The 21,228-nt window shown below is 64.5% G+C and carries 17 protein-coding genes and 1 pseudogene; 9 read left to right on the top strand and 9 right to left on the bottom strand.

The annotated features are described in order from the left end of the window. The 7 genes from AC1Q7F_RS06265 to AC1Q7F_RS06235 form a co-directional block, all read right to left on the bottom strand. The coding region (locus AC1Q7F_RS06265) for a PAS domain-containing protein (RefSeq protein ID WP_492504901.1) at window positions 1–695 on the bottom strand (695 nt) is incomplete at its 3' end. 289 nt (window positions 696–984) lie between these two features. Beyond that, entirely contained in the window at window positions 985–1,890 is a 906-nt protein-coding gene (locus AC1Q7F_RS06260; RefSeq protein WP_492504899.1) for an SDR family NAD(P)-dependent oxidoreductase, read from the bottom strand. Window positions 1,891–1,900: 10 nt separating this feature from the next. Beyond that, on the bottom strand, window positions 1,901–2,860 hold the full coding sequence (locus AC1Q7F_RS06255) for a TauD/TfdA dioxygenase family protein (protein WP_492504897.1): 960 nt from the start codon (window positions 2,858–2,860) through the stop codon (window positions 1,901–1,903). Between the two features lie 39 nt (window positions 2,861–2,899). Beyond that, window positions 2,900–4,111 carry an MFS transporter gene (locus tag AC1Q7F_RS06250; RefSeq protein ID WP_492504895.1) on the bottom strand — a complete coding sequence of 404 codons (1,212 nt, stop codon included), beginning with the start codon at window positions 4,109–4,111 and terminating at the stop codon, window positions 2,900–2,902. Beyond that, window positions 4,108–4,989, bottom strand: a complete 882-nt coding sequence (locus tag AC1Q7F_RS06245; RefSeq protein ID WP_492504894.1) for an alpha/beta fold hydrolase — start codon at window positions 4,987–4,989, stop codon at window positions 4,108–4,110. Before AC1Q7F_RS06245 ends, AC1Q7F_RS06250 begins: the two co-directional genes overlap by 4 nt. Before the next feature lie 34 nt (window positions 4,990–5,023). After that, window positions 5,024–7,297, bottom strand: a complete 2,274-nt coding sequence (locus AC1Q7F_RS06240; protein WP_492504892.1) for a TonB-dependent receptor — start codon at window positions 7,295–7,297, stop codon at window positions 5,024–5,026. 122 nt (window positions 7,298–7,419) lie between these two features. Then, on the bottom strand, window positions 7,420–7,713 hold the full coding sequence (locus AC1Q7F_RS06235; RefSeq protein ID WP_492504890.1) for a DUF1330 domain-containing protein: 294 nt from the start codon (window positions 7,711–7,713) through the stop codon (window positions 7,420–7,422). Window positions 7,714–8,309: 596 nt separating this feature from the next. Between AC1Q7F_RS06235 and AC1Q7F_RS06230 the strand changes: the two genes are divergently transcribed. Then, on the top strand, window positions 8,310–8,810 hold the full coding sequence (locus AC1Q7F_RS06230; protein ID WP_492504888.1) for a nuclear transport factor 2 family protein: 501 nt from the start codon (window positions 8,310–8,312) through the stop codon (window positions 8,808–8,810). 21 nt (window positions 8,811–8,831) lie between these two features. Continuing rightward, window positions 8,832–10,652, top strand: a complete 1,821-nt coding sequence (locus AC1Q7F_RS06225; protein WP_492504886.1) for a flavin-containing monooxygenase — start codon at window positions 8,832–8,834, stop codon at window positions 10,650–10,652. A gap of 4 nt (window positions 10,653–10,656) precedes the next feature. Here AC1Q7F_RS06225 and AC1Q7F_RS06220 read toward each other — a convergent pair whose 3' ends face one another. After that, on the bottom strand, window positions 10,657–11,490 hold the full coding sequence (locus AC1Q7F_RS06220; protein WP_492504884.1) for an IclR family transcriptional regulator: 834 nt from the start codon (window positions 11,488–11,490) through the stop codon (window positions 10,657–10,659). 182 nt (window positions 11,491–11,672) lie between these two features. On the opposite strand from AC1Q7F_RS06220, the gene AC1Q7F_RS06215 reads away from it, so the two are divergent. From AC1Q7F_RS06215 to AC1Q7F_RS06185, 7 genes and pseudogenes are all read left to right on the top strand, one after another. Then, a complete protein-coding gene (locus tag AC1Q7F_RS06215; RefSeq protein ID WP_492504882.1) occupies window positions 11,673–13,229 on the top strand; it encodes an acetate--CoA ligase in 1,557 nt (518 codons plus the stop codon). Between the two features lie 27 nt (window positions 13,230–13,256). Beyond that, window positions 13,257–14,402: an FAS1-like dehydratase domain-containing protein gene (locus tag AC1Q7F_RS06210; protein WP_492504880.1), complete on the top strand. Its 1,146-nt coding sequence runs from the start codon at window positions 13,257–13,259 to the stop codon at window positions 14,400–14,402. A gap of 11 nt (window positions 14,403–14,413) precedes the next feature. Beyond that, window positions 14,414–14,716 (top strand): annotated as a pseudogene (locus tag AC1Q7F_RS06205) (acyl-CoA thioesterase domain-containing protein); the annotation flags it as partial. Next, the gene (locus AC1Q7F_RS06200; protein WP_492504906.1) at window positions 14,680–15,201 is read left to right on the top strand and encodes an acyl-CoA thioesterase; all 522 of its coding nucleotides are present in this window, start codon (window positions 14,680–14,682) and stop codon (window positions 15,199–15,201) included. The pseudogene AC1Q7F_RS06205 and the gene AC1Q7F_RS06200, both read left to right, overlap by 37 nt. Before the next feature lie 28 nt (window positions 15,202–15,229). After that, window positions 15,230–16,600 (top strand): aromatic ring-hydroxylating oxygenase subunit alpha, encoded by a 1,371-nt coding sequence (locus AC1Q7F_RS06195; protein WP_492504879.1) that lies wholly within the window; start codon window positions 15,230–15,232, stop codon window positions 16,598–16,600. Between the two features lie 329 nt (window positions 16,601–16,929). Then, window positions 16,930–19,116, top strand: coding sequence for a TonB-dependent receptor (locus AC1Q7F_RS06190; RefSeq protein ID WP_492504877.1), 2,187 nt, complete (start codon window positions 16,930–16,932; stop codon window positions 19,114–19,116). Between the two features lie 157 nt (window positions 19,117–19,273). Further along, complete coding sequence (locus tag AC1Q7F_RS06185) at window positions 19,274–20,401, top strand: acyl-CoA dehydrogenase family protein (RefSeq protein WP_492504875.1); 1,128 nt, start codon at window positions 19,274–19,276, stop codon at window positions 20,399–20,401. A gap of 62 nt (window positions 20,402–20,463) precedes the next feature. On the opposite strand, the gene AC1Q7F_RS06180 is transcribed toward AC1Q7F_RS06185, so the two are convergent. Then, complete coding sequence (locus tag AC1Q7F_RS06180; RefSeq protein WP_492504873.1) at window positions 20,464–21,225, bottom strand: SDR family NAD(P)-dependent oxidoreductase; 762 nt, start codon at window positions 21,223–21,225, stop codon at window positions 20,464–20,466. Window positions 21,226–21,228 lie beyond the last annotated feature (3 nt).

The following is a 21,228-nucleotide window of genomic DNA, read 5'->3' as shown; positions in this document are numbered from 1 at the left end:
GGGTCGAGGATCGGGTTGTAGGAGGCTTCGATCCAGACCACCTTGCCGCCCTTGCCGATGCGCTTGAACTGCCGGGCCTGATATTCGCCCCGGCGCAGCGCCTGCCAGAAGGCGGCATAGTCCGCACCGTTGCGCTCCACCGGCTCCACGAACATGCTGTGGTGGCAGCCCTTGATCTCATCCAGGGTATAGCCCAGGGTTTTCAGGAAATTGTCATTGGCCCACAGGATCGTGCCGTCAAGCGTGAATTCGATGACGGCCTGGGATTTCCGGATGGCGCTGACCTGACCGGACAGGTTGGCGTGTTCCAGGGCTTTCTGCGTGATGTCCGTCGCATATTTCACCACCTTCACCACCTGGCCGTTCGCCCCCCGGATCGGGTTGTAGGAGGCTTCGATCCAGACGGTCTTGCCGCCCTTGCCGAGGCGCTTGAACTGCCGGGCCTGATACTCACCCCGGCGCAGCGCCTGCCAGAAGGCGGCATAGTCCGTGCTGTTGCGTTCCGCCGGCTCCACGAACATGCCGTGATGCTGCCCACGGACTTCCGCCAGCGAATAGCCCATGACGTCCAGGAAATTCTGATTGGCATCCAGGATCGTGCCATCGGGATCGAACGAGATCACGGCCTGGGACTTGTCCAGGGCGGTGAGGATTTGACCGCTGTCGTCATGCTGCTTCAGAAAGCCGAACATCATGTTGATCCCCCTTCATACCCCTATATGCTGACTGCCATGCCGGCGAACCTCAGTGGCAATTTGAAGAGTAATCTAAGATCACGATCTGTGACAACTCGACACCCATACCCATCTGTATAATGTCCAATTGGATATAACCTATCGGCTATTTTTCACAACTTTTGGTAAATTCATGTCAGCAACGCGGCCGGTATTTCATCTCTTCGAGCACTTACCTTCAAAGTGCCAGCGTCGCCACCACCCGTAATCCGGGTCACACAAAAAGCGGCTTCAGGGGTGCGGCAGCTCATTAGAGGTCATAATTTGGGCCCGCACGGTGGTTTCCGCAATCGCAGCCGGTCCCGACCGGTCCCCAGATGGGGGAGCCCCGCTGCGCCCGCACCGACCTTGGCACCCGCCCGGTGACATCCGTGACCCCATATTCCGCCGCCATTTCCGCGGCGATGAAGGTGCCGCCGGATCTGGCCATGATGGCAGGGTCGGTGGCGCAGGCGGCGATGACCCGGCCGGGGAATTCCACCGAACTGCCGGCATCGCTGACCAGTTGCGCTGCCATCTCCGGATATTTGCGCAGATTGACCTCGGCGCGTTCGGTGAAGGTCAGGCCCTGCCACAGGGAGATGGACGCCACATCGTGCGGCGCCAGTTCCACGGCCATGTCCCGGGCCATGCGGTCCACGCCCGCCTTGCAGGTGCCGAAGAGGGTGCCGTAGGTGTAGGTGACGCCGACATAGCCGGAGATCGACACGATCAGCCCCGACCGCCTGGGCACCATCATCCGCGCCGCATGCCAGGCCGCGACGTAATAGGATCGCAGGCCGATATCGATCATCTGCCAATGCGACAGCGGCTTTTCCCAGAAGCCGCCCGGTTCCGTCAGGTCGTCGGGCAGCCAGATGGCATTGTTGACCAGGATGTCCAGGCGGCCCTGCTCCTTGCCGATCCGCTCGAAAAGGGCGGCGATCTGCCGGTCATCGCCAAGATCGACGGGGACCGCGATGCCCTTGCCACCCCGGCGGTCCACTTCCGTCGCGGTCTCTCCCACCGTGCCGGGCAGGGGATGGGTTCCGGGGGTAATGGTGCGGCCGGTGACATAGACCGTTGCCCCCTGGTCCGCCAGGGCAAGGGCGATGCCCTTGCCCATGCCGCGGCTGGCCCCGGTCACGATGGCGACCTTGCCTTTCAAGGCACTCATGGGGCCGCCATCAGACCGTCATTTCCAGGATCTTGTGGCCGGTGGCATTGCCCTCGAAATAGCCCAGGCCGTAATCGCCCTTGATGGTGGTGCGATGCATGCAGCGCCCTTCGTCGGGACTGTGTCCCGTCACCGAATGCAGCATCCGCCAATTGTCCCAGATCAGCATGTCGGTGGGTTTCCACTTGTGGAAATAGGGGTTCACCTTGGCCAGGATCTCCTGGCAGACCGCTTCGAACAGCTGGTCGCCTTCCGCGTCCTCCCGCCCCTCGATCCCCACCGCCATCCAGGGGGAGATGTGCAGCACCTTCTCCCCGCCCGCCCGCGTCCAGACCGCCGGGTGGATGGCGCGCGGCAACTGCTTGGAATATTCCGTGGTCTTCTGCAGCGCCTCATGCGCCTGCACATGGCGGAAGCCTTCGGGCAGGCCGAAGCGCATCTCGGCGAAGGCCAGATTCAGGGTGTAGATGATGTTGTGGTCTTCGATGCGCTGCCGCAGATCGGGCGACAGGGCGTGATACAGCTCGATCCCATCGGCGAAGCCGGTTTCGCCGCCCGCACTGACGCCCTGGACGCAGCGCAGCACGCCGGCACGGTTCAGCTCGTTATTGTAGCAATGGTCGAAATGCCAGGGCAGCCAGGATGTGTAGAGCGTGCCCCCGATCTCCACGATATTGCCCTTGCCGGGCTTCTGGGCGATCTCGATCACGCCCGGTGCCGTGGATTCACCGCCGGCGCGCGGCACGGTGGGGACGGGATGTTCCTTCAGCGGGCCGAACACTTCGCTGAGCGCCACCTGCATCGGACCGCTGGGCTCAATCTCCTCGAACACGATCATGCCGCGTTCCTCGAACGTGGCGTTGATCTCAGCCCGGACGGCTGCTTCCTTCAGCAGTGCGTGCGTCACGCCGGTGATGCGGGCGCCGAATGAAAGATCGTCGCGCAGCGGCCGGACCTGCATGGGTGACATGGTTTCTTCCTCCCTATTGTCGATATGGCTCTTGAAGCGTCAGGCTTCGGCGGTGATGGTCCGCTGCCGCAGCAGCCGGTAGAGCACCAGCAGCAGCAGGCAGGCCGCGACGCCGGCCGCCACCAGGACGGGGGCGCGGGCGCCGTGCAGCCGGAACAGCGGTTCCGCCGCCAGCACGCAGATGGGGGTTGCCAGATAATTGGTGGCCTTGACGAAACCGGCGGCGCGACCCTGCTGGTACGGTTCGACGCTATTGCCCAGCGCCGTCATCAGGTTCGGCATGAACCAGCCCACCCCCAGCCCGGCAATGGCCAGTCCGGCCATGACGGCGGCATAGTCGGGTGCCAGGCCCGCCACGGCGCTGCCCAGGCTGGTGGCCAGGAAGGCCAGTGCGAAGGCCGCCTTTTCCGACAGGAAGCGGCGCGACCAGCCATAGAGGAAGGCCAGAATGGCGGTGGCCACGGCCTCCACCGTCAGGACCATCGCCACCTCGCTGGTGCTTTGCACGCCCATGTCGCGCAGCAGGAAGGGGACATAGATCAGCGGCAGATAGACGATGGCCCCCATCAGGAAGCCCAGCAGCGCATGGCGCCAGGGAAACCAGGCCCGCAGCGGCATTTCCGCCTGCTGTCTGCCCGCATCGACCGGTCCGGCCCTGTCCTTGGGTCTGTCGGTGAAGGCCGCCAGGGCGATGATGGTGACGGGCAGGCCGAACAGATAGATGGCGAAGACCCGGTTCCAGCCGGCATCGGCCAGCAGCCCGGCAATGGGCTGCACGATGATGGCCGCAACGGAGGCCACGGCGATATAGGCGCCGAACCAGGCTGGCCGCCGGGCCGGGGCCAGGCGCTTGTTGATGATGATGATGCTGGCAGTGACGGCACCGGCACCCGCCAGCCCGCACAGGAAACGGGCGGCGGCCAGAGCCGCCAGATCGTTCAGGAACATGCCCGCCACGCCGGCCAGGGTGAACAGCGCATAAAGCCCGACCAGCACGCGCTTCAGCCCGATCCTGTCAGACAGGAGGCCGGTCAAGGGCGGGCCGACCACGGCGGCGATACCGACAATGCCGACCAGCATCTTGACCAGCATGCGGTCCTGATCGGTATGGGCCAGCGCCTGTTCGATGCGGGGCAGGGCGGCGGTGATGCCGGAGATCGACAGGGCCACGGCGGGGCCGCCGGCCAGGATCAGGGCGCTGGTGCCCCATCCCGGCGACATGTCCGCATCGGTGTTCGCGGGGGTGGTCAACGGCCTTCTCCCTGGTTTCGGGCGGTGAATTCCAGGATGGCCGGGGCCAGCGACGGCCAATTCACGAACAGGCCGGGGGCCTTGCCGGCGCCGAACGCGCGCATGCGGTCATTCCATTCGCCATCGCCCCAGGGCGGATCGATCATCGATGCATGCGGCAGCAGCCTGTGGACCCAGTCGCTGGTCTCACGCGGGTGGCTGACATCGCTGATGCTGTTGCGCATCAGCAGGATGGGCATGGACAGACGGGCGAAATCATCCGGCGTCATGCCGGGCACGGGGCTGTCATCGTGCGGGCGGTAGGCCAGGGCCCATTTCTGCATCGTGGCGATGAAGGGCCCGACTTCCTGCGACAGGATCGTCGCGCGCGCCCGTGGATTGCGGCGCATCTGTTCCGCCCAGGAGGAGGCGTTGGCCACGGCCTCCATCCCGCCGATGGAGGCGAGATTGGCCGCCTCGCAGCAATAATAATAGGCCAGTTGCATCAACCCGACCGGCCCGCCGCTGATCCACCAGAGGACGAGATGGGAGATGCGGTCGGGCGCATGCGCCGCCGCGATCAGCGACACGCGCGACCCGGCGGAGCCGGCGGCCAGCACCGTGGGGCCGAGACCAAGCGCACCGATCAGTTCCGACAGGATGCGGCCCTGCAACCCGGATTCCGACGGTCCGTCGAAGCTGATGTCGGACTGGCCGCAATTGGGCCGGTCCCACAGCAGCACCTGCCGTCCCCCGGCCGCCAGGGTGGCGGCAAGTTCGCCGACACCCGGCGAATCCTTGGCAAAGCGCCCGCCAGGCGTCAGGGCGATGGCGGGGGCGTCCCGTGGCCCCAGCAATTCATATTCGATGTGCAAGCCGTCGATCTTGATGCCGGCCATTCTTACCTCCGTCGATCGGGCAGAGGGGTACCGCTTAGAAGCGGTACCCAACCTTGGCGCCGTAGCTGACGGGGGCGGCCTTGGCGCTGTAATCGCCGAAGGAGCCGCCATTATAGGTCAGCCGGTAGGACTCGTTGGTCAGGTTCTTGGTGTACAGCGTGATCCAGTATTGGCCGCTGGGATCGGTCCAGGTGATATCGGTGTTGAGGATCAGGGTGGAACCCTGGCGGAAACGCTGCTTGTCGCGCAGCTCCACTGGTGCCAGCGGGCCATAGAGCGACGGGTTGCTGATGGCATAGCCGGTGGAATAGGCCAGGTTGCCGGCCAGGCGCAGGTCGCCCTGCCACAGCGGTACCGTGTAATCGACATTCACCTGGCCGGAGAAATCCGGGGCGCGCGACATCTGCTGGCCCGACCAGTCCTGGGCCTGGCCGGAGACATTGCCGGTGCCGGCGGCGTTGATGCCCACGCCGATGGCGTTGGGGAAATGGCCGTAGCGGGCATGCAGCCAGGCGGCACCCAGGCTGATATTCAACTGATCGACGGGCATGAAGGTGACCTGCCCGTCGATGCCGTAAATCTCCGCCTTGGGCGCATTGCCGACCACGGTGATGGGGCTGCACACCGGCTGGCCGGCGCAGGAAGGATTGGGCACGGTCAGCGAGACATTCAGGTTCTTGTAATCGTAATAGAAGCCCGCCGCCTCGAACCGGAACAGGGACTGCGCCGTCTTGAAGCCGACTTCATAGGCGGCGATATCCTCCGGCTTGATGGGCAGGTTCAGGGCGGCCGATGCGGCCTGCGCGCCGTTGAACGAACCGCTGCGGAAGCCTTTGGAATATGACGCATAGATATTACTGCGCGGCGCCACCTCATAACGCAGCGTGGCGCGCGGAGTGAAGCGGCTGAAATTGGCCTCATCCTCGAAATAGGGGACCAGCACCGTGCCCGTGCCGTTGGTGATCAACTGCGACACGAAGCGTTCATCATGGCTGTAGCGCCCACCGAGCCCCAGGCTGAGCCGGTCGGTCAGATGGACATTGGCATCGGCATAGATTGCGATGGCTTCGGTTTTCAGCGGGCGATAGACCCGCGAGGTGGCCACCATGCCAGCCCCGAAAATCTGCTGGCCCAGGCCGGCCGGCTGGGTCAGCTTGTCCTTCAGATAAAGGCCGCCGACGACCAGATCGACCCCGTCAATGGCATCGACGACGAAATCCACCGCCTGCTGGAAGGTGCGCTGGTCGGCCGGGGATGAGCCATAGGTCAGGTCGGCATAGGAACCGTCGAAATCATAATCCACCTCATGATGCCGGTCGGCATAACCGGTGTAGGCGGTCAGCGCGCCGATGGGCGTGGCCCATTCCAGCTTCACCGTCCCTTCATGGGTCCGGCTGCTGGTGGTGGAGCCGTAATTATAGGATGCGGTGCCGAACTCCGTGGCGCGCAGGTTGCCGCCGGGCAGGAAGGCGGGGACATAGGCGAAAGGCGTGAACAGCACGCCCGTGGCATCGGCGGAGGAGGCGTAATTATAGGCCAGCGTGGCCTGCAGATCCTCGCCCAGGTCAATCTCCAGCTTGGAGCGCAGGGAGCGCTGTTCCAGCGGCGCGGCGTCGCCACGGGTGCGCCGCACATTGGCGGGGTCGGTCAGCTTGATATGGCCGTCGCTGTCGCGGCTGGCCACGGCCACCATCAGCCGGGCGCCGTCGCTCAACGGGCCGGACGCGAAACCGCTGAACCGGCGTTCGTTGAAGCGGCCATAGCCGATCTCCGCCTTGCCGGTGAAAATATCGGAGGGGGAGAGCGTGTTGATCAGGATGGCGCCGCCCGTGGCGTTGCGGCCATAGAGCGTGCCCTGCGGCCCCTTCAGCACCTGGATGCTTTCCAGATTGGCCAGGTCGGCATTGATGGAGGTATTGTCGGGCACATAGAAGCCGTCGACATAGATGGCGACATTATTCTCGTTGCCGGTACCGTTGGTCAGCGAGGAGACGCCGCGGATCGAGGGCTGTGACGACAGGCCGCCATAATTGATCTGCACGCCCGGCGCGATGCGGCCCAGCTCATGGATATTCACCACGTCAGCGCGTTCCAGCACATCGACGGTCAGGGCGACGACGGCCTGGGGCACATCCTCCAGCCGCTCCGCCCGGCGTTGGGCGGTGACCACGATCTCCTCCAGCTCCACCGCCGGCTTGTTGTCCTGAGCCCCGGCGGGTGCTGGCAGCAGCAGGCCGGCGACGGCGCAGCCGGACAGCAGGCGGACGGACAAGGCATGGATGGAAAGACGCCCCTTGGGGACACGCATCGAAACCTCCCAGATGTTTTATTTTGGTTTTGCGTTTGGACAGACGTGCGGGCATGGCGGTGCGATCCGCGCAAATCCTGGCGATCTGCGGCGTGAACCGACGGTTCCGGCGGAAGGCTTGATTAAAGGGCCAACCCTTCGACCATCATGATCCGGTAATTGGCGGCCTTGTGCCGATGCTGGGCGGCATCCTGGTAGGCCTCGCTGAAATACCAGTTGCGGGCATCATCGGCCGTGGGGAATTCCAGGATGGCGACGCCGTCCGCCGGCCTTCCCTCCAAACTGTCCAGGGTGCCGTAGATGGCCAGGGGCTTCTGTTTGAAATCCCCGGTCTCCCGCGCCTTGCGCCCGTACTCCGCCATCTCGGCCGCGTCATGCACGGGATCTTCCCGCAATGCGATGACATAGACACTCATTCCCGTCTTCTCCTCCCTCCGGGCCAATCCACGGCTCTTGTCGGCGATGTGCCCGGCCGTTCCCCGGCCTTGGCCGGATTTCCCCGGTTTTGGCCTGATGATGTTGGATTGGATGATCAACATATGCGGACAATAAGGCCGATCCAGAATATGGAGGGTCGACCGTGCCGTCTGTATGACGATACCCATGTTAATTGGAAAAATTTGTCCGTGCAACTTATTTATTCGATGAATGGTCCCTTTTGTGGTGACCGCCTTGGGAGGGCGCATTTTGGCGTTCTATCTAATGAACAAGAGGTGATCTGGCGGCTCGCCTGTCATTGAAACATTGTTGAACGTCGGGTTGTGGGCTCACCCATATGGATAAATATATACGGACATATTACGGCACTCTTGCCTTTCCGTCGGCTTGTGATTATGGTGCCGACCGGATGGGCGTAATTTGTCCGTATAAAATCAAAAATAATGGCGTCATTGCCAGCCTTAGCACCGGTGTCCGTCCGGCGGGCATGGCATCGCGCCTTCAAACAACAATCGGGCGATCGGGGCGGCCTTCCTATGCGGAGGCAGCCGATCCAGGGAGGCGACAAGCGAACATGGGAAAATCCGTTCAGGAACTGATCGACGAAGCGGAAATCCGCGACGTGCATCTGCGCTATTGCCGGGGCGTCGACCGGCTGGACTGGGATCTGGTCCGGTCCTGCTTCCATCCCGATGCCATTGACGATCACGGCGATTATGTCGGCGATGTCGAAGGCTTCATCGCCTGGGCCAGGCAGGGTGTGCCCTTCTTCACCGGCACCAGCCATTTCACCGGCAACCAGCTGGTCATGGTCGATGGCGACCAGGCCTGGGCGGAGCATTACGTCTTCTCTTACCACCGTTGCCCGGCGCGCGACGGGCAGGCGGCCGCCGACCTGACGGCGCTGGCGCGCTATGTCGACCGGTTGGAACGACGGGCCGGGGAATGGCGGATCATCCGGCGGCTGGTGATCATCGACACGGACCGGTTGGACGCCGCCCCGGCCTCCTGGGCGCCGGCCAGCCTGCTGCGCGGACGGCGCGGGACCGACGACCCCTCCTATCAATTGCGTTGAAGACCCTTTGCGGAGCAGAAGATGGCTTGCAACCCCACAGAGCTTCCCGACGATATCGACATTCCGGCGATGCGGGAAAAGTACCGGCAGGAACGCGAACGCCGCCTGCGGCCCGATGGCCAGACGCAGTATGTGCGCCCGACCGGCAGTGCCGCGCGGAACTTCGCTACGGACCCCCATATCCCCACAACCCCGCGTCCACCTGTGTCGGAGGAGGTCGATGTCGTTATCGTGGGCGCCGGTTGGGGCGGGGTCATGGCCGCCTATCATTTGAGCCAAGCGGGTGTCACCAGCTTTCGCAATATCGACACGGCCGGCGGTTTCGGCGGGGTCTGGTACTGGAACCGCTATCCCGGCGTGCAATGCGACAATGACGCCTATTGCTACCTGCCCCTGCTGGAGGAGACGGGCTTCGTTCCGTCCCGGAAATTCGCCGACGGGGCGGAAATCCAGGCCTATTGCGCGTCGATTGCCCAGCGCTACGGCTTTGCCGACAAGGCCCTGTTCCATACGCTGATCGACACTCTGCGCTGGGACGATGATGAACGGCGCTGGCGGGTGGCGACCAATCGCGGCGACGATATCAGGGCGCGGTTCGTGATCATGGCCTGCGGCGTGATGAACATGCCCAAGCTGCCGGGCATTCCCGGCATCGATGATTTCCAGGGCAGGATCTTCCACACCGCCCGCTGGGATTACGCCTATACCGGCGGTGACCATCGCAATCCCGTGCTGGATCGGCTGTCCGACAAACGGGTGGCCATCATCGGCACGGGCGCCACCGCTATCCAGGCCGTGCCGCATCTGGCCCGGCATGCCAAACACCTGCATGTCGTGCAGCGCACGCCGTCCAGTGTGGATGAACGCCCCAATCCCGCCACCGATCCCGACTGGATCGCCGGCCTGGAGCCCGGCTGGCAGAAGCGGCGCCAGGCCAATTTCCACCGCGCCGCCATGGAGGCACTGGGGCCCGGCGAACCCGACCTGATCTGCGATATCTGGACGGAGATCGCCCGCACCCTGGCGACGGAGTTGGGGGAGGAGGGGTGGCCGGTGCTGACGCCGGAACAGTTCATGGAACGGCGGGAGATCGTTGATCACCGGGTGATGGAACGGCTGCGCCGCCGGGTCGCCGGCATCGTCCAGGATCCGGAGACGGCCGAAGCGCTGAAACCCTATTACCGGTTCCTGTGCAAGCGGCCGCTGTCCAGCGACGATTACTACCCGAGCTTCAACCGCCCCAATGTCACCCTGATCGACGTGTCCGCCACGCGCGGGGTGGAGCGGATCACCGAAACCGGCTTCGTCGCCAACGGCACGCATCACGATGTCGATTGCCTGATCTTCGCCAGCGGGTTCGAGGTCAGTGGCGACCTGAAGCGCCGCTGGGGCATCCCCATTGTCGAGGGGCGCGACGGTCGGTCGATCTATGATCATTGGGCCGAGGGGCCGCTGACCCTGCACGGCACTATGACGCACGCGTTCCCCAACCAGTTCTATATCGGCTATATCCAGGGCGGGCTGAACGCGTCGGTGACGGAGCAGTTCGGCCAGCAAGGCCACCACATCGCCTATATCATCGCCGAGACGCTGAAGCGCGGTGCCACCTGCGTGGAACCCGATGCGGCGGCGCAAGACGCCTATATCCAGCGCTTCCGTGAGCTGGAGATCGATCTCAGCATCTTCCAGCAGCAATGCCCGCCCAGCTATTTCAACAATGAGGGTGAGGCGAAGGTGAACTGGGCGCTGTTCCGGGGCTGGGGCCTGGGCTGGGACTCGTTCCAGACCATGGTCCGGGAGTGGCGGGAGGCCGGCACGCTGGAGGGGCTGGTCCTGCGGTAACAGATCACAGTTGGAAGCCGGTCTCCTCCCCACTCAACTGGCTGGACAGGGTTCGGGCGGCCGCGACCAGGGCCTGCTGCAGCGCCGGCAGGCCCGTGCGGCGCAGGGCGCTGCCGATGCCGATGGCGACGATGGCATGGCTCATCGGGCCGCGTGCCTTCCAGACGGGGGCGGCGACCACGGTAACGCCGGATATGTACTGCCCGTCATCCATGGCGAAGCCCTGGCGGCGGGCGGCTTCCACTTGTGCCTGCCATTCATCGAAGCCGGGTGGCTCGTCCCAGCGCAAGGTGTGAAAACGCGCCTCCAGCTCGGCCGCCGGGTGTCCGCCAAAGGCGGCGACGCAGCGGCCGGTGGCAGAGATCAGGGCCGGGAACCGGCTGCCGACCTGGGCGCTCAGGCGGAAATTCTGGCCGCTCTGGGACACGTTGACCACGATCATATGGTCCAGCCCCACGACATGCACGCCCAGCACCGTAGTGTCGAAATCGCGGGCCAGCCGGTCCAGCTGCGGCTGCGCCAGGTCGGTGAACTGGTTGCGCCGCAGCCAGTGCCGCGCCAGGGTCAGCACCCCGGCCTCCAGCGCGTAACGCTTGGTGTCTGGGTCGTAGGACACGAACTCCTCCGCCACCAGGGCCCGCAATACGTAAAGGCAGGTGCTGGGCACCAGCCCCAGTTCGCGGGCGATGGCATGCACGCCCAAGGGCGTGTCGCTCTTGCCCAGCAGGCGCAGCACGGCGGCGGCCCGCGCGATGGCCGGGGCCTTGCTCTCCTTCACCGCCTTGGCCAGTTCCCGGTCGGGTGTTGCCGGGCGTTTCTGGCTGCCGGTCATGCGCATCGCTTCCTCCTGACGGGTATGAATCACGTCTTGTCCGGATAAATTTTGCGTGTTCAATATAGACAACAACATTCTATATTCACAACGACAATTGATCGTGCCACAAATCCACCCACCACCGGCGACGGCCCCGATGTGCGGCCCGCCAGGATGGACGAAATTCAGAAAATCTCGGTGGATCAATGTTTAAGCTCACAGACTACACCTCTTTCGCCGATGCGCAAAGCCATGCGGGATCGGCGGCTTTGTGGGCGCTGTTCGATGGTGACCGGGACCGTCTGAACATCGCGCAGGAATGCATTGTCCGGTATTCTGACGGCTCCGGTCGCATTGCTGTCCGCATCGCCCATGCCGATGGACGGGACGAAGCGCTGTCCTTTGACCAGATCGCCGCCGGGTCGGCACGCTTCGCCCATTGGCTGGTGGAAAAGGACGTGCGGCCGGGCGACCGCATCGCCTTCATGCTGGAACCGTCGCTGCCCTTCTATGTCTGCCTGTTCGGCGCCATGATGATGGGTGCGATCAGCGTGCCGCTGTTCACCCTGTTCGGGCTGGACGGGCTGCGGCTGCGGGTCGATGATTGCAAGCCCACCCTGCTGATCACCAATGCCGAAAAGGCGGAAATCGCGGGACAGGTGGCGGGGCCGCGGGTGATCGTGGCCGACGATGCCTTGCTGGCCGACATTGCACGCTTTCCCGACCGGTTCGAGATCAAGACGCGGGCCGATGATCTGGCCGTGTTCCAATATACCTCCGGCACGACCCGCGAGCTGCCGGAGGCGGTGAAACATACCCACCGCGCCCTGGTGACGCTGATGTTCGCGGCGCTGTATGGCACGGGTATCCGGCCGGGGGACCAGTTCTTCTGCCCGTCATCGCCGGCCTGGGGCCATGGTCTTTGGCACGGGACGCTGGCGCCGCTGGCGCTGGGCGTCACGACGGGCACCTTCGCCGGCCGGTTCGATCCCGTGCGCCTGATGAAGGCACTGCAGGATTACGCCATCACCAACATGTCGGCGGCGGCCACCCACTACCGGATGATGATGAATTCCGGGCGGGCAGGGGAGTTCCGTTTTTCAATGCGGAAACTGTCCTTCACGGGGGAGCCGATCGACCCCACGACCCTGGATTTCATCGACCAGACCTTCGGCGTGCCCGCCTGTTCCATGTATGGGACGACGGAGATCGGCGTGGTCCTGGTCAATTATCCGGGGGCCACGGATTATGTCGTGAAGCCCGGTTCGCTGGGCAAGCCCATCCCCGGCCTGCGGTTGCAGGTGCAGGATGGTGAGGGCAGGCCGGCGGCTCCCGGCGTGGTGGGCGAGCTGATGCTCTGGCGCCGCGACCGGTGGGAGACGACCAAGGATTTGGCCCGCATCGATGCGGACGGCTATTTCTACCATGCCGGAAGAGCCGACGACGTCATCATCTCCGCCGGCTGGACGATGAGCGCGGTGGAGATCGAAGCCACCCTGCTGAAGCATCCCAATGTCAAGGAAGCTGCCGTCATCGGCGTGCCCGATGCCACGCGCGGGCAGGTGGTCAAGGCCTGCATCGTGTCCGACCGTCCCGCCAGCGACGCCTTGTTCGACGAGTTGAAGGCCTTCACCCGCGAACGGCTGAGCCAGCACGAATTCCCCCGCCAGTTCGAGGTTGTCAGCGAACTGCCCAAGACACCGGCCGGCAAGGTCAACCGCAAGATCCTGCGCGATCGCGAAGCGGCCCTGGCCAGCACCTGAGCAAGATACCAAACAGGAGAGATTTGAATGAACGCCATCACACCGGCCAGCCGTTTCCCCAAGATCACGGAAGCCGGGCTGGACGATCTGCGCAGGCGCATCGGCGTGCCCATCACCGATACGGTGGAGCCCTGGAATTACGAGGCGACGCGCGACGGCATCCGCCATTATGCCCATGGCATCGGCGACGACAATCCGCTCTGGACCGATCCCGCCTATGCGGCGGGAACGAAATTCGGGCGCGTCGTGGCGCTGCCCAGCTACCTGTTCACCACCAGCCGCATCGTGTCCGGCTATTGCGGCGGCCTGTCGGGCGTGCATGCCATGTGGGCGGGCGCCGACTGGACCTGGCACAAGCCGGTGCTGTGCGGTGACACCATCACCACCAGCCCCTATCTGAAGGATCTGGTTGAGCATCAGACGCGCTTCGCCGGAAGGTCGTTCCAGCAGATCTATCATGTCGATTTCCATAACCAGCAGGGCGACCTGGTCGCGGAATGCGACAGCTGGGTCTTCCGCACCGACCGGGATGAGGCCCGCGAGCGTGGCACGAAATATACCGAGGCGCGGGGCCGGGTGGAGCCCTTCACCGACGAACAATTGGCGTCATTCTACAAACTGTATGATGAGGAACAGGTGCGCGGCGCCGTGCCCCGCTATTGGGAGGATGTGCGGGAAGGCGAGGATCTGCCCCGCATGATGAAGGGGCCGATGACGGTCACCGGCTTCATCTGCTACGCCCAAGGTTGGGGCGGGCTCTATATCCGGGCCAACAAGCTGGCCTATCAGATGCAGAAGAAACATCCGGGCCTGGGCATCCGCAACCGTTTCAACGTGCCCGATTGTCCGGAGCGGGTGCATTGGGACGAAGCCTTCGCCCTGGATGTGGGGGCGCCCGGCGCCTATGATTACGGCCCCGAGCGCTGTTCCTGGCTGACCCACCATATCACCAACTGGATGGGCGATGACGGCTTCCTGCGCAAGAGCAAGTGCCAGATCCGCCGCCACAATCCCGACGGCGACGTGGTGATCATCGGCGGCACCGTCACCCGTAAATTCGTGGAGGCTGGCCGGCATCTGGTGGAGATCGCGCAGCGCGCCGAAACCCATCGCGGCGAATTGTCAGCGTCGGGTGTGGCCATCGTCGAACTGCCCAGCCGCACGGCCGGTTGAGGGGGGCGACCATGATGTCCCTGGGTGCGGCCTTGGCAACCATGGAGCGGGCGGGGGACGCCTATCGCTTCCCCACGTCTGATGCCTGGGCGCAGGGCCGCACCCTGTTCGGCGGCATCGCCGCCGCCTTGTGCCACGCGGCAGCGATGCGGACGCATTCGGACCTGCCCTCGCTGCGGTCGGCGCAATTCACCTTCGCCGGGCCGGCGGTGGGGGAATTGCACTTCACCCCCCGCCTGCTGCGGCACGGGCGGTCATCCGCCATGGTGGCGGTGGAATGCCGGGCGGGGGAGGGCGTGGCCGTCACGGCCAGCCTGATCTTTGGTGCCAGCCGCGAAAGCCGGATCGCGCATGCGGCGGCCCCGGCCCTGGACGTGCCGCCGCCCGATGCCTGTCCGCCCTTTCACAAGACGCAGAAGCCGTTACCGGCTTCCTGTCGCGGTTCGAATATCGGCATGCGGCGGGAAGCCGGTTGTTCGAGCCGGGGCGGGAACCGGGCTTCACCGTCTGGACCCGGTTCCGCGATCCGCCAGAGGGTGATCCGGTGGCGGCATTGCTGGCGCTGGCCGATGCCTTGCCCTGTGCGGCGATGGCATCGTTTACGGCACCGGCACCGGTCAGCACCATGAGCTGGTCCATCGACCTGCATCACCCTCCGAACGCAATGGACGGCTGGCATCTTCTGTCATCGGTCTGTGAAAGCGCGGCCGACGGCTATTCCCAACAGGTGATGCGGGTCTTCGACGCCACAGGCCAACCATTGGCGACCGGCCGGCAGATGGTGGCGCTTTATATCTGAACAACAACCAGCCTAAGGGGAGGAAATCATGGATCAACCTATGGGCATCAGCGTCGATGATCTGTCGGAACCGCTGACCTATCCCGTCGAGGCCTTCATTTCCCCGGCCTATGCAAGGGCGGAGGCCGACCGCCTCTGGCCCAAGGTCTGGCAGCATGCCGGCCGGGTGGAGGAAATCCCCGAGATCGGCAATTACATCACCTATGAGGTCGGTGCCGACAGCATCCTGATCGTCCGTACCGAAGAGGACCGGATTAAGGCCTATCACAATGTCTGCCCCCATCGCGGCCGGCGGCTGGTGGACACGCCGTGTGGTGCCAATCAGGCCTGTGGCAAGCGCCGGCGCTTCGTCTGCGGCTTCCATGGCTGGGCCTTCGACATGGAGGGGCAGAATGTGCATGTGCTGGACGAACAGGACTGGAAAGGCAAGCTGAACGCGGAGCGCACCAGCCTGTCGGAGGTGAAGGTCGACACCTGGGGGGGCTGGATTTTCATTAACATGGACCCCGACGCCGGCCCTTTGCGCGACTATCTGGAACCTGCGGCCGGTTTCCTGGACCCGTTCGAATTCGAGAAGATGCGTTATAAATGGCGACAATGGGTGGTGTTCGACTGCAACTGGAAGACTGCCCTGGAAGCCTTCATGGAGCCCTACCATGTGGCCGGCACCCATACGCAACTGCTGAAATATGGCCAATATTACGCCTACAGCGCCGCCCATGGCCTGCACGGGGTCAGCGGCTTCGACGAGCGTGACGCGGCGCTGAAGATGAAACAGTCCGGCACCATCACCCGCGCCGGCAAGGGCAAGGATGCCCGCATCTCCACTTATCTGTTGCAGAATGAGATCTACACGACGGTGAATTTCGCCAGCACGACCGAAACGCTGGTGAACGCCGCCAAGCGGCTGGTGGATGAATTGCCGGAGGGCACGGCCCCGGACGAGGTGGTGCGCCATTGGCTGGCATCGGCCAGGGCCGACGATGCCGCGCGCGGCGTGGAATGGCCCACCATCACGCCCGACCAGATGGCCAAGGCCGGGCTGGCCTGGAACATCTTCCCCAATATGGCCATCCTGCAGGGGGTGACCTTCGCGCTCTGCTACCGTGTCCGGCCCTATGGCGCCGATCCGGACAAGTGCATCTTTGAATCCTATGCCATTGAGCGGTTTCCCGAAGGCCAGGAGCCGAAGACCGAATGGGTCTATGCCGAGGCGAATGAGGAGAAATGGGGCCTGGTGCTGGCCCAGGATTTCTCCAACATGGCGGCGGTACAGCAGGGCATGCATTCGCGCGGCTTCCGCGGCACGCTGCCCAACCCGCACCAGGAACGCAAGATCACCAATTTCCACCGCAATCTGGCCCGCTATATCGGCGCGGGATCGCCCCGGCTGCTTTGAGGGTAGTTTGTGTGGAATTGTTGTACGGATGAATGTTCTGGAAATCGCAAGATATCGGCAAAAACGATATTGACTTGTAGTCGATTGGATGGAAAAAATCGTCCATACAAATTAACAGGAAAGTCGCTTGCAGCCCTCTTGAACAACACATGTAGAGAGATGATGCGGGCGGCTGCCTTGTCCTGAAGAATACAGGGTTCGGCGCCGTCAGGCGAGCCTGACCCGTGCGTGAATTCCAGAAATATCAATGACCTGTGCGCCTCTCGCGAGGGCTGGGCAAGAATGACAAAGGACCGGGGCCCGATCCCCGGCCGGAACAGGGAGGAAGAATGACTATCCACCGTGCGGCACGGCGGCGCGCCATCCCGGCTGCCGTTGCCATGGGCCTGCTGGCCGGCACTGCCATCATGGTGCCGCAGGCTGCGGCCCAGACCGATCAGTTGGAAGAGATCGTGGTGACGGCGCAGAAGCGCCAGGAGCGGTTGCTGGACGTGCCCATGTCGGTGGCGGCCGTGACGGCGGATGAACTGACGGCGGCGGGCATCACCTCCACCCTGGAGCTGCAGCAGGCCTCGCCCGGCGTGATCACCGTCAATAACGGCCTGGGCTTCGTGCCGGTGATCCGTGGCGTGTCATCCCAGGGCACGGCACCGGGCGATGAGAGCAATGTTTCGATCTATCTGGATGATGTCTATATCGGTACGCCGCTGGCCGGCTTCTTCGATCTGGCGGATATCGAGCAGGTGGAAATCCTGAAAGGGCCGCAGGGCACGCTGTTCGGCCGCAACGCCACCGGCGGCGCCATCCGCATCGTCACCCGCAAGCCGTCCTTCACCACCAAGGCGAAGGTCAGCGTCGATTACGGTTTCGATTACGATCAATGGGCGCTGGGCGCCTATGTCACCGGTCCGTTCTCCGAGACGGTGGCGGGCTCGCTGTCGGCGACATATCGCAAGGGCGACGGCCCTATCAAGGGCATCGGCCCCAATGCGGGCCGCACCTATGGCGCGCCTGACAATTACGTCCTGCGCGGCAAGCTGCTGTTCAAGCCGGTGGATAATTTCACCGCGACCCTGACCGCCGACGCCACCCGGTCGCAGAATGACAGCGTCTTCACCGTGTCGCCGCCGGCCGGCGTGAACCCGTTCCCCGGCACCGGCGCCATTCCCAGCCAGCCGTTCCAATATGCCGGCTCCACCCAGCCCAAGGCCCTGGTGGAGGGGCATGGGTTCAGCCTGGATGCGACCTGGGACCCGTCCGACGCGCTGACCGTGCGGTCGATCACCGCCTGGCGCAAGCTGGATGGCGAGTACCAGTCCGACCTGGACCGCACCAGCAATCCGGTCAACGCCCTGATGCTGGGCCAGTACCAGAAGAATTTCAGCCAGGAGATCAACCTGTCCGGCCCCGGTGACGCGACGGTCACCTGGATGGTGGGCGGCTTCTTCTATGACAGCGATGCCGGCAACCCCTATTGGACGGTGGTGGTCGGGGCTGACGCCCCCAATGGCGCGCCCTTCACCAGCTTCACCAGCCGGGTACGCACCACATCCTATGCCGGGTTCGGTGATCTGACCTGGAATGTCACCGACCGGCTGCATCTGACCGGCGGTGCCCGCTACACGTCGGAAACCAAGAAGTTCGACTATCAGGACATCAAGGTGGCATCCGGCGCCCTGGTGACCAGGGCGGTGAAGGACACCTGGGAAAGCCCGACCTTCCGCGCCATCGCCCGCTATGACCTGTCGCGCGACGCCAATGTCTATGCGTCCTGGAGCAATGGCTTCAAGAGCGGGGTGTTCGACGCCTATAGCAAGGTGGGCATCCCCGTCGATCCGGAAAAGATCAGCGCGGTTGAAATTGGCGCCAAGGCGCGACTGCACGGCATCACCTTCACCGCCGCCGCCTATAACTATGATTACAAGGATATCCAGGTTCAGTCCTACGCCACCGTGTCCGGCGCCCTGGTGCTGAAGCTGACCAACGCCGCCAAGGCGCAGATGCGGGGCCTGGAATTCAGTGCCGCCGGCAGGCTCAGCGACAACCTGTCCGTCAATGCCGGCCTGAACTGGATGCCCACGGCCAAGTATGACGATTTCACCTCCGCCCAGGTGACCGTGCCCATTCCCGGCGCCACCGGTCCCATCGTGGGGCGGGTGGTCGTGCCCTATGACGCGTCGGGCAGCCGCGTGGCCAAGGCGCCGAAATGGACGGCCAATCTGGGCCTGACCTATACGGCCCCCGTGGCCGGTGGTGACCTGACGGGCACGATCAGCGGCTTCTACAATCCAGGATTCTTCTGGCAGCCCGGCAACCTGACCCGGGAGGACGGGTACGAGGTGGTGAACAGCCGCCTGTCCTGGACCGATGCGGATGGGCGCTTCACCTATTCGCTCTGGGCCACCAACCTGACCGACAGCGTCTACAGCACCAACACCGTGCCCAATGTGCGCGGCAACAGCCTGTCTTTTCCGGCAGGACGCCAGATCGGTGTCGGCGTCTCCTACAGCTTCTGACGCCCTGCGCCTGAGCCCTGTCGTCAAGTGTTGAGAGCTTGTCGTCCCGCACCGCAGACAGGGCAAGGCGCCCCCGATATTTTATCAAGGTGAAAAGTAATGATCGCCCGGCCGGCAGGCACGGGCGCCTGGGGAACGCATACTGGCAGGATAGGCCGTGAACGCATCCATTTCCGACTTCAGGCTGGCGGCCCGCACCTGGCTGGCCGCCAATGTGCCCACGGAACCGGCCCCGCTGGAAGGGCCGGAACAACGCGCCTTCGTGCTGGCCTGGCAGAGGCGGCAGGCAGAGGGCGGCTGGGCGGGCATCTCCTGGCCCCAGGCGCTGGGTGGGCGCGGGGCCAGCGTGCTGGAACAGATCATCTGGTTCGAGGAATATGCAAGGGCCGGGGCGCCCAGCCCGCTGGACGCCACCTTCGTCGGCCTGAACCATGCCGGGCCGACCCTGATGGCCTGCGGCACGCCGGAACAGAAGGCGCGGCACCTGCCCGCCATCCTGAACGGGCAGGTGATCTGGTGCCAGGGCTTCTCCGAACCCGGTGCCGGGTCCGATCTGGCGGGTATCAAGGCCAGGGCGCGGATCGAGGGCGAGCATCTGGTCGTCAATGGTCAGAAGATATGGACCAGCTTCGCCGATATTGCCGATTTCCAGGAACTGCTTGTCCGTACCGGCAGCGGCCCCCGGCCATCGGACGGGCTGACCTGGGTCATCTGCCCCATGGACATGGCCGGCATTACGGTGCGGCCCATCCGCACCATGGCCGGGGCCGGCAAATATTGCGAAGTCTTCTATGATGATGTCCGCATCCCGCTCGCCAATGTCGTGGGCGGCATCGACAATGGCTGGGCCACGGCCATGTCGACCCTGGCGTTCGAGCGGGGGACGGCCAGCCTGGCCCTGCTGATCGGCCTGACCCTGACGGTGGAAAAGCTGCTGGCCGATTGCCCGCCCAGCCGGGCGGTGATGCGGGCGCGGCTGGCCAGGCTGCGGGCGCAGGGAGCGGCGATCCGGGCCATGGCCTATCGCCTGGCGCTGGACAGTGCCGAAAGCGTGCCGGATGCCAGCGGGTCGATGGTCCGCGTCGGCTTCGCAGAATTTTCACAGCAGGTGACGGCGGCGGCCATCGACCTTTACGGGCTGGAAGCGCCGCAGGTGCTGGGCGACCATGGCTATGCCCATGCGTATCTGGACGCCTTCTCCGAAACCATCGCCGGCGGCACGGCGGAGATCCAGCGCAACATCATTGGGGAGCGGGTGCTGGGGCTGCCCAAGGGGCCACGCTGAGGGTTGCAACAGAAAGGGGCCCGTCCGGCATGCCACCGGACGGGCCCTTGTCGTTTCAACCATCACCGCGGCGGCATGCGGATGGCGCCGTCCAGGCGGATGACCTCGCCATTCAGCATCGGGTTCCCGATGATGCTTTCCACCAACTGGGCATATTCCTCGGGCCGGCCCAGGCGCGACGGGAAGGGGACCTGCTTGCCCAGGCTGTCCTGTGCGGCCTGCGGCAGGCCCAGCAGCATCGGTGTCAGGAAGATGCCGGGTGCGATGGTCATGACGCGGATGCCCAGCGGCGACAGGTCGCGGGCCACCGGCAGGGTCAGGCCGGCAATGCCCGCCTTTGACGCCGCATAGGCCGCCTGGCCGATCTGTCCGTCGAAGGCTGCGACACTGGCGGTATTGATCAGCACCCCGCGCTCCTCCCCCACCGGATCGGCACCCGCCAGGCGGGCGGCGACCTTGGACAGTACATTGAAGCTGCCGATCAGGTTGATATCGATGACCTTGCGGAACAGGTCCAGCGCGTGCGGCTGGTGCTCGCGCCCCACGGTCTTGGCCGGGGGCGCGATGCCGGCGCAATTGACCAGGATGCGGGCCACGCCATTGCGTTCCTCTGCCGCCAGCACGGCGGCTGCCACCTGGGCGTCATCGGTCACATCGACCTTGATGAAATGGGCGCCGATGGCGGATGCCGCCTGCTCGCCGGCGTCGGCATTCAGGTCGAACAGGGTGACCTTGGCCCCGTTGCGCACCAGCATGGCGGCGGTTGCCGCACCCAGGCCGGAGGCGCCGCCCGACACGATGGCGGCCAGTCCGTTGATCTGCATGAG

The sequence above is a fragment of the Niveispirillum sp. GW835-FHT14G11 genome (assembly GCF_058793615.1).
This window is presented reverse-complemented; position numbering and strand designations above follow the sequence as displayed.

Bases quoted from the DNA above. Each gene is read 5' to 3' on its own strand.
- AC1Q7F_RS06215 (WP_492504882.1), top strand. From the start codon at position 11,673: ATGTTTAAGCTCACAGACTACACCTCTTTCGCCGATGCGCAAAGCCAT.
- AC1Q7F_RS06255 (WP_492504897.1), bottom strand. From the start codon at position 2,860: ATGTCACCCATGCAGGTCCGGCCGCTGCGCGACGATCTTTCATTCGGC.
- AC1Q7F_RS06225 (WP_492504886.1), top strand. From the start codon at position 8,832: ATGGCTTGCAACCCCACAGAGCTTCCCGACGATATCGACATTCCGGCG.
- AC1Q7F_RS06235 (WP_492504890.1), bottom strand. From the start codon at position 7,713: ATGAGTGTCTATGTCATCGCATTGCGGGAAGATCCCGTGCATGACGCG.
- AC1Q7F_RS06220 (WP_492504884.1), bottom strand. From the start codon at position 11,490: ATGCGCATGACCGGCAGCCAGAAACGCCCGGCAACACCCGACCGGGAA.
- AC1Q7F_RS06195 (WP_492504879.1), top strand. From the start codon at position 15,230: ATGGATCAACCTATGGGCATCAGCGTCGATGATCTGTCGGAACCGCTG.
- AC1Q7F_RS06190 (WP_492504877.1), top strand. From the start codon at position 16,930: ATGACTATCCACCGTGCGGCACGGCGGCGCGCCATCCCGGCTGCCGTT.
- AC1Q7F_RS06245 (WP_492504894.1), bottom strand. From the start codon at position 4,989: ATGGCCGGCATCAAGATCGACGGCTTGCACATCGAATATGAATTGCTG.
- AC1Q7F_RS06240 (WP_492504892.1), bottom strand. From the start codon at position 7,297: ATGCGTGTCCCCAAGGGGCGTCTTTCCATCCATGCCTTGTCCGTCCGC.
- AC1Q7F_RS06210 (WP_492504880.1), top strand. From the start codon at position 13,257: ATGAACGCCATCACACCGGCCAGCCGTTTCCCCAAGATCACGGAAGCC.
- AC1Q7F_RS06230 (WP_492504888.1), top strand. From the start codon at position 8,310: ATGGGAAAATCCGTTCAGGAACTGATCGACGAAGCGGAAATCCGCGAC.
- AC1Q7F_RS06260 (WP_492504899.1), bottom strand. From the start codon at position 1,890: ATGAGTGCCTTGAAAGGCAAGGTCGCCATCGTGACCGGGGCCAGCCGC.
- AC1Q7F_RS06180 (WP_492504873.1), bottom strand. From the start codon at position 21,225: ATGCAGATCAACGGACTGGCCGCCATCGTGTCGGGCGGCGCCTCCGGC.
- AC1Q7F_RS06200 (WP_492504906.1), top strand. From the start codon at position 14,680: ATGCCGGGCGGGGGAGGGCGTGGCCGTCACGGCCAGCCTGATCTTTGG.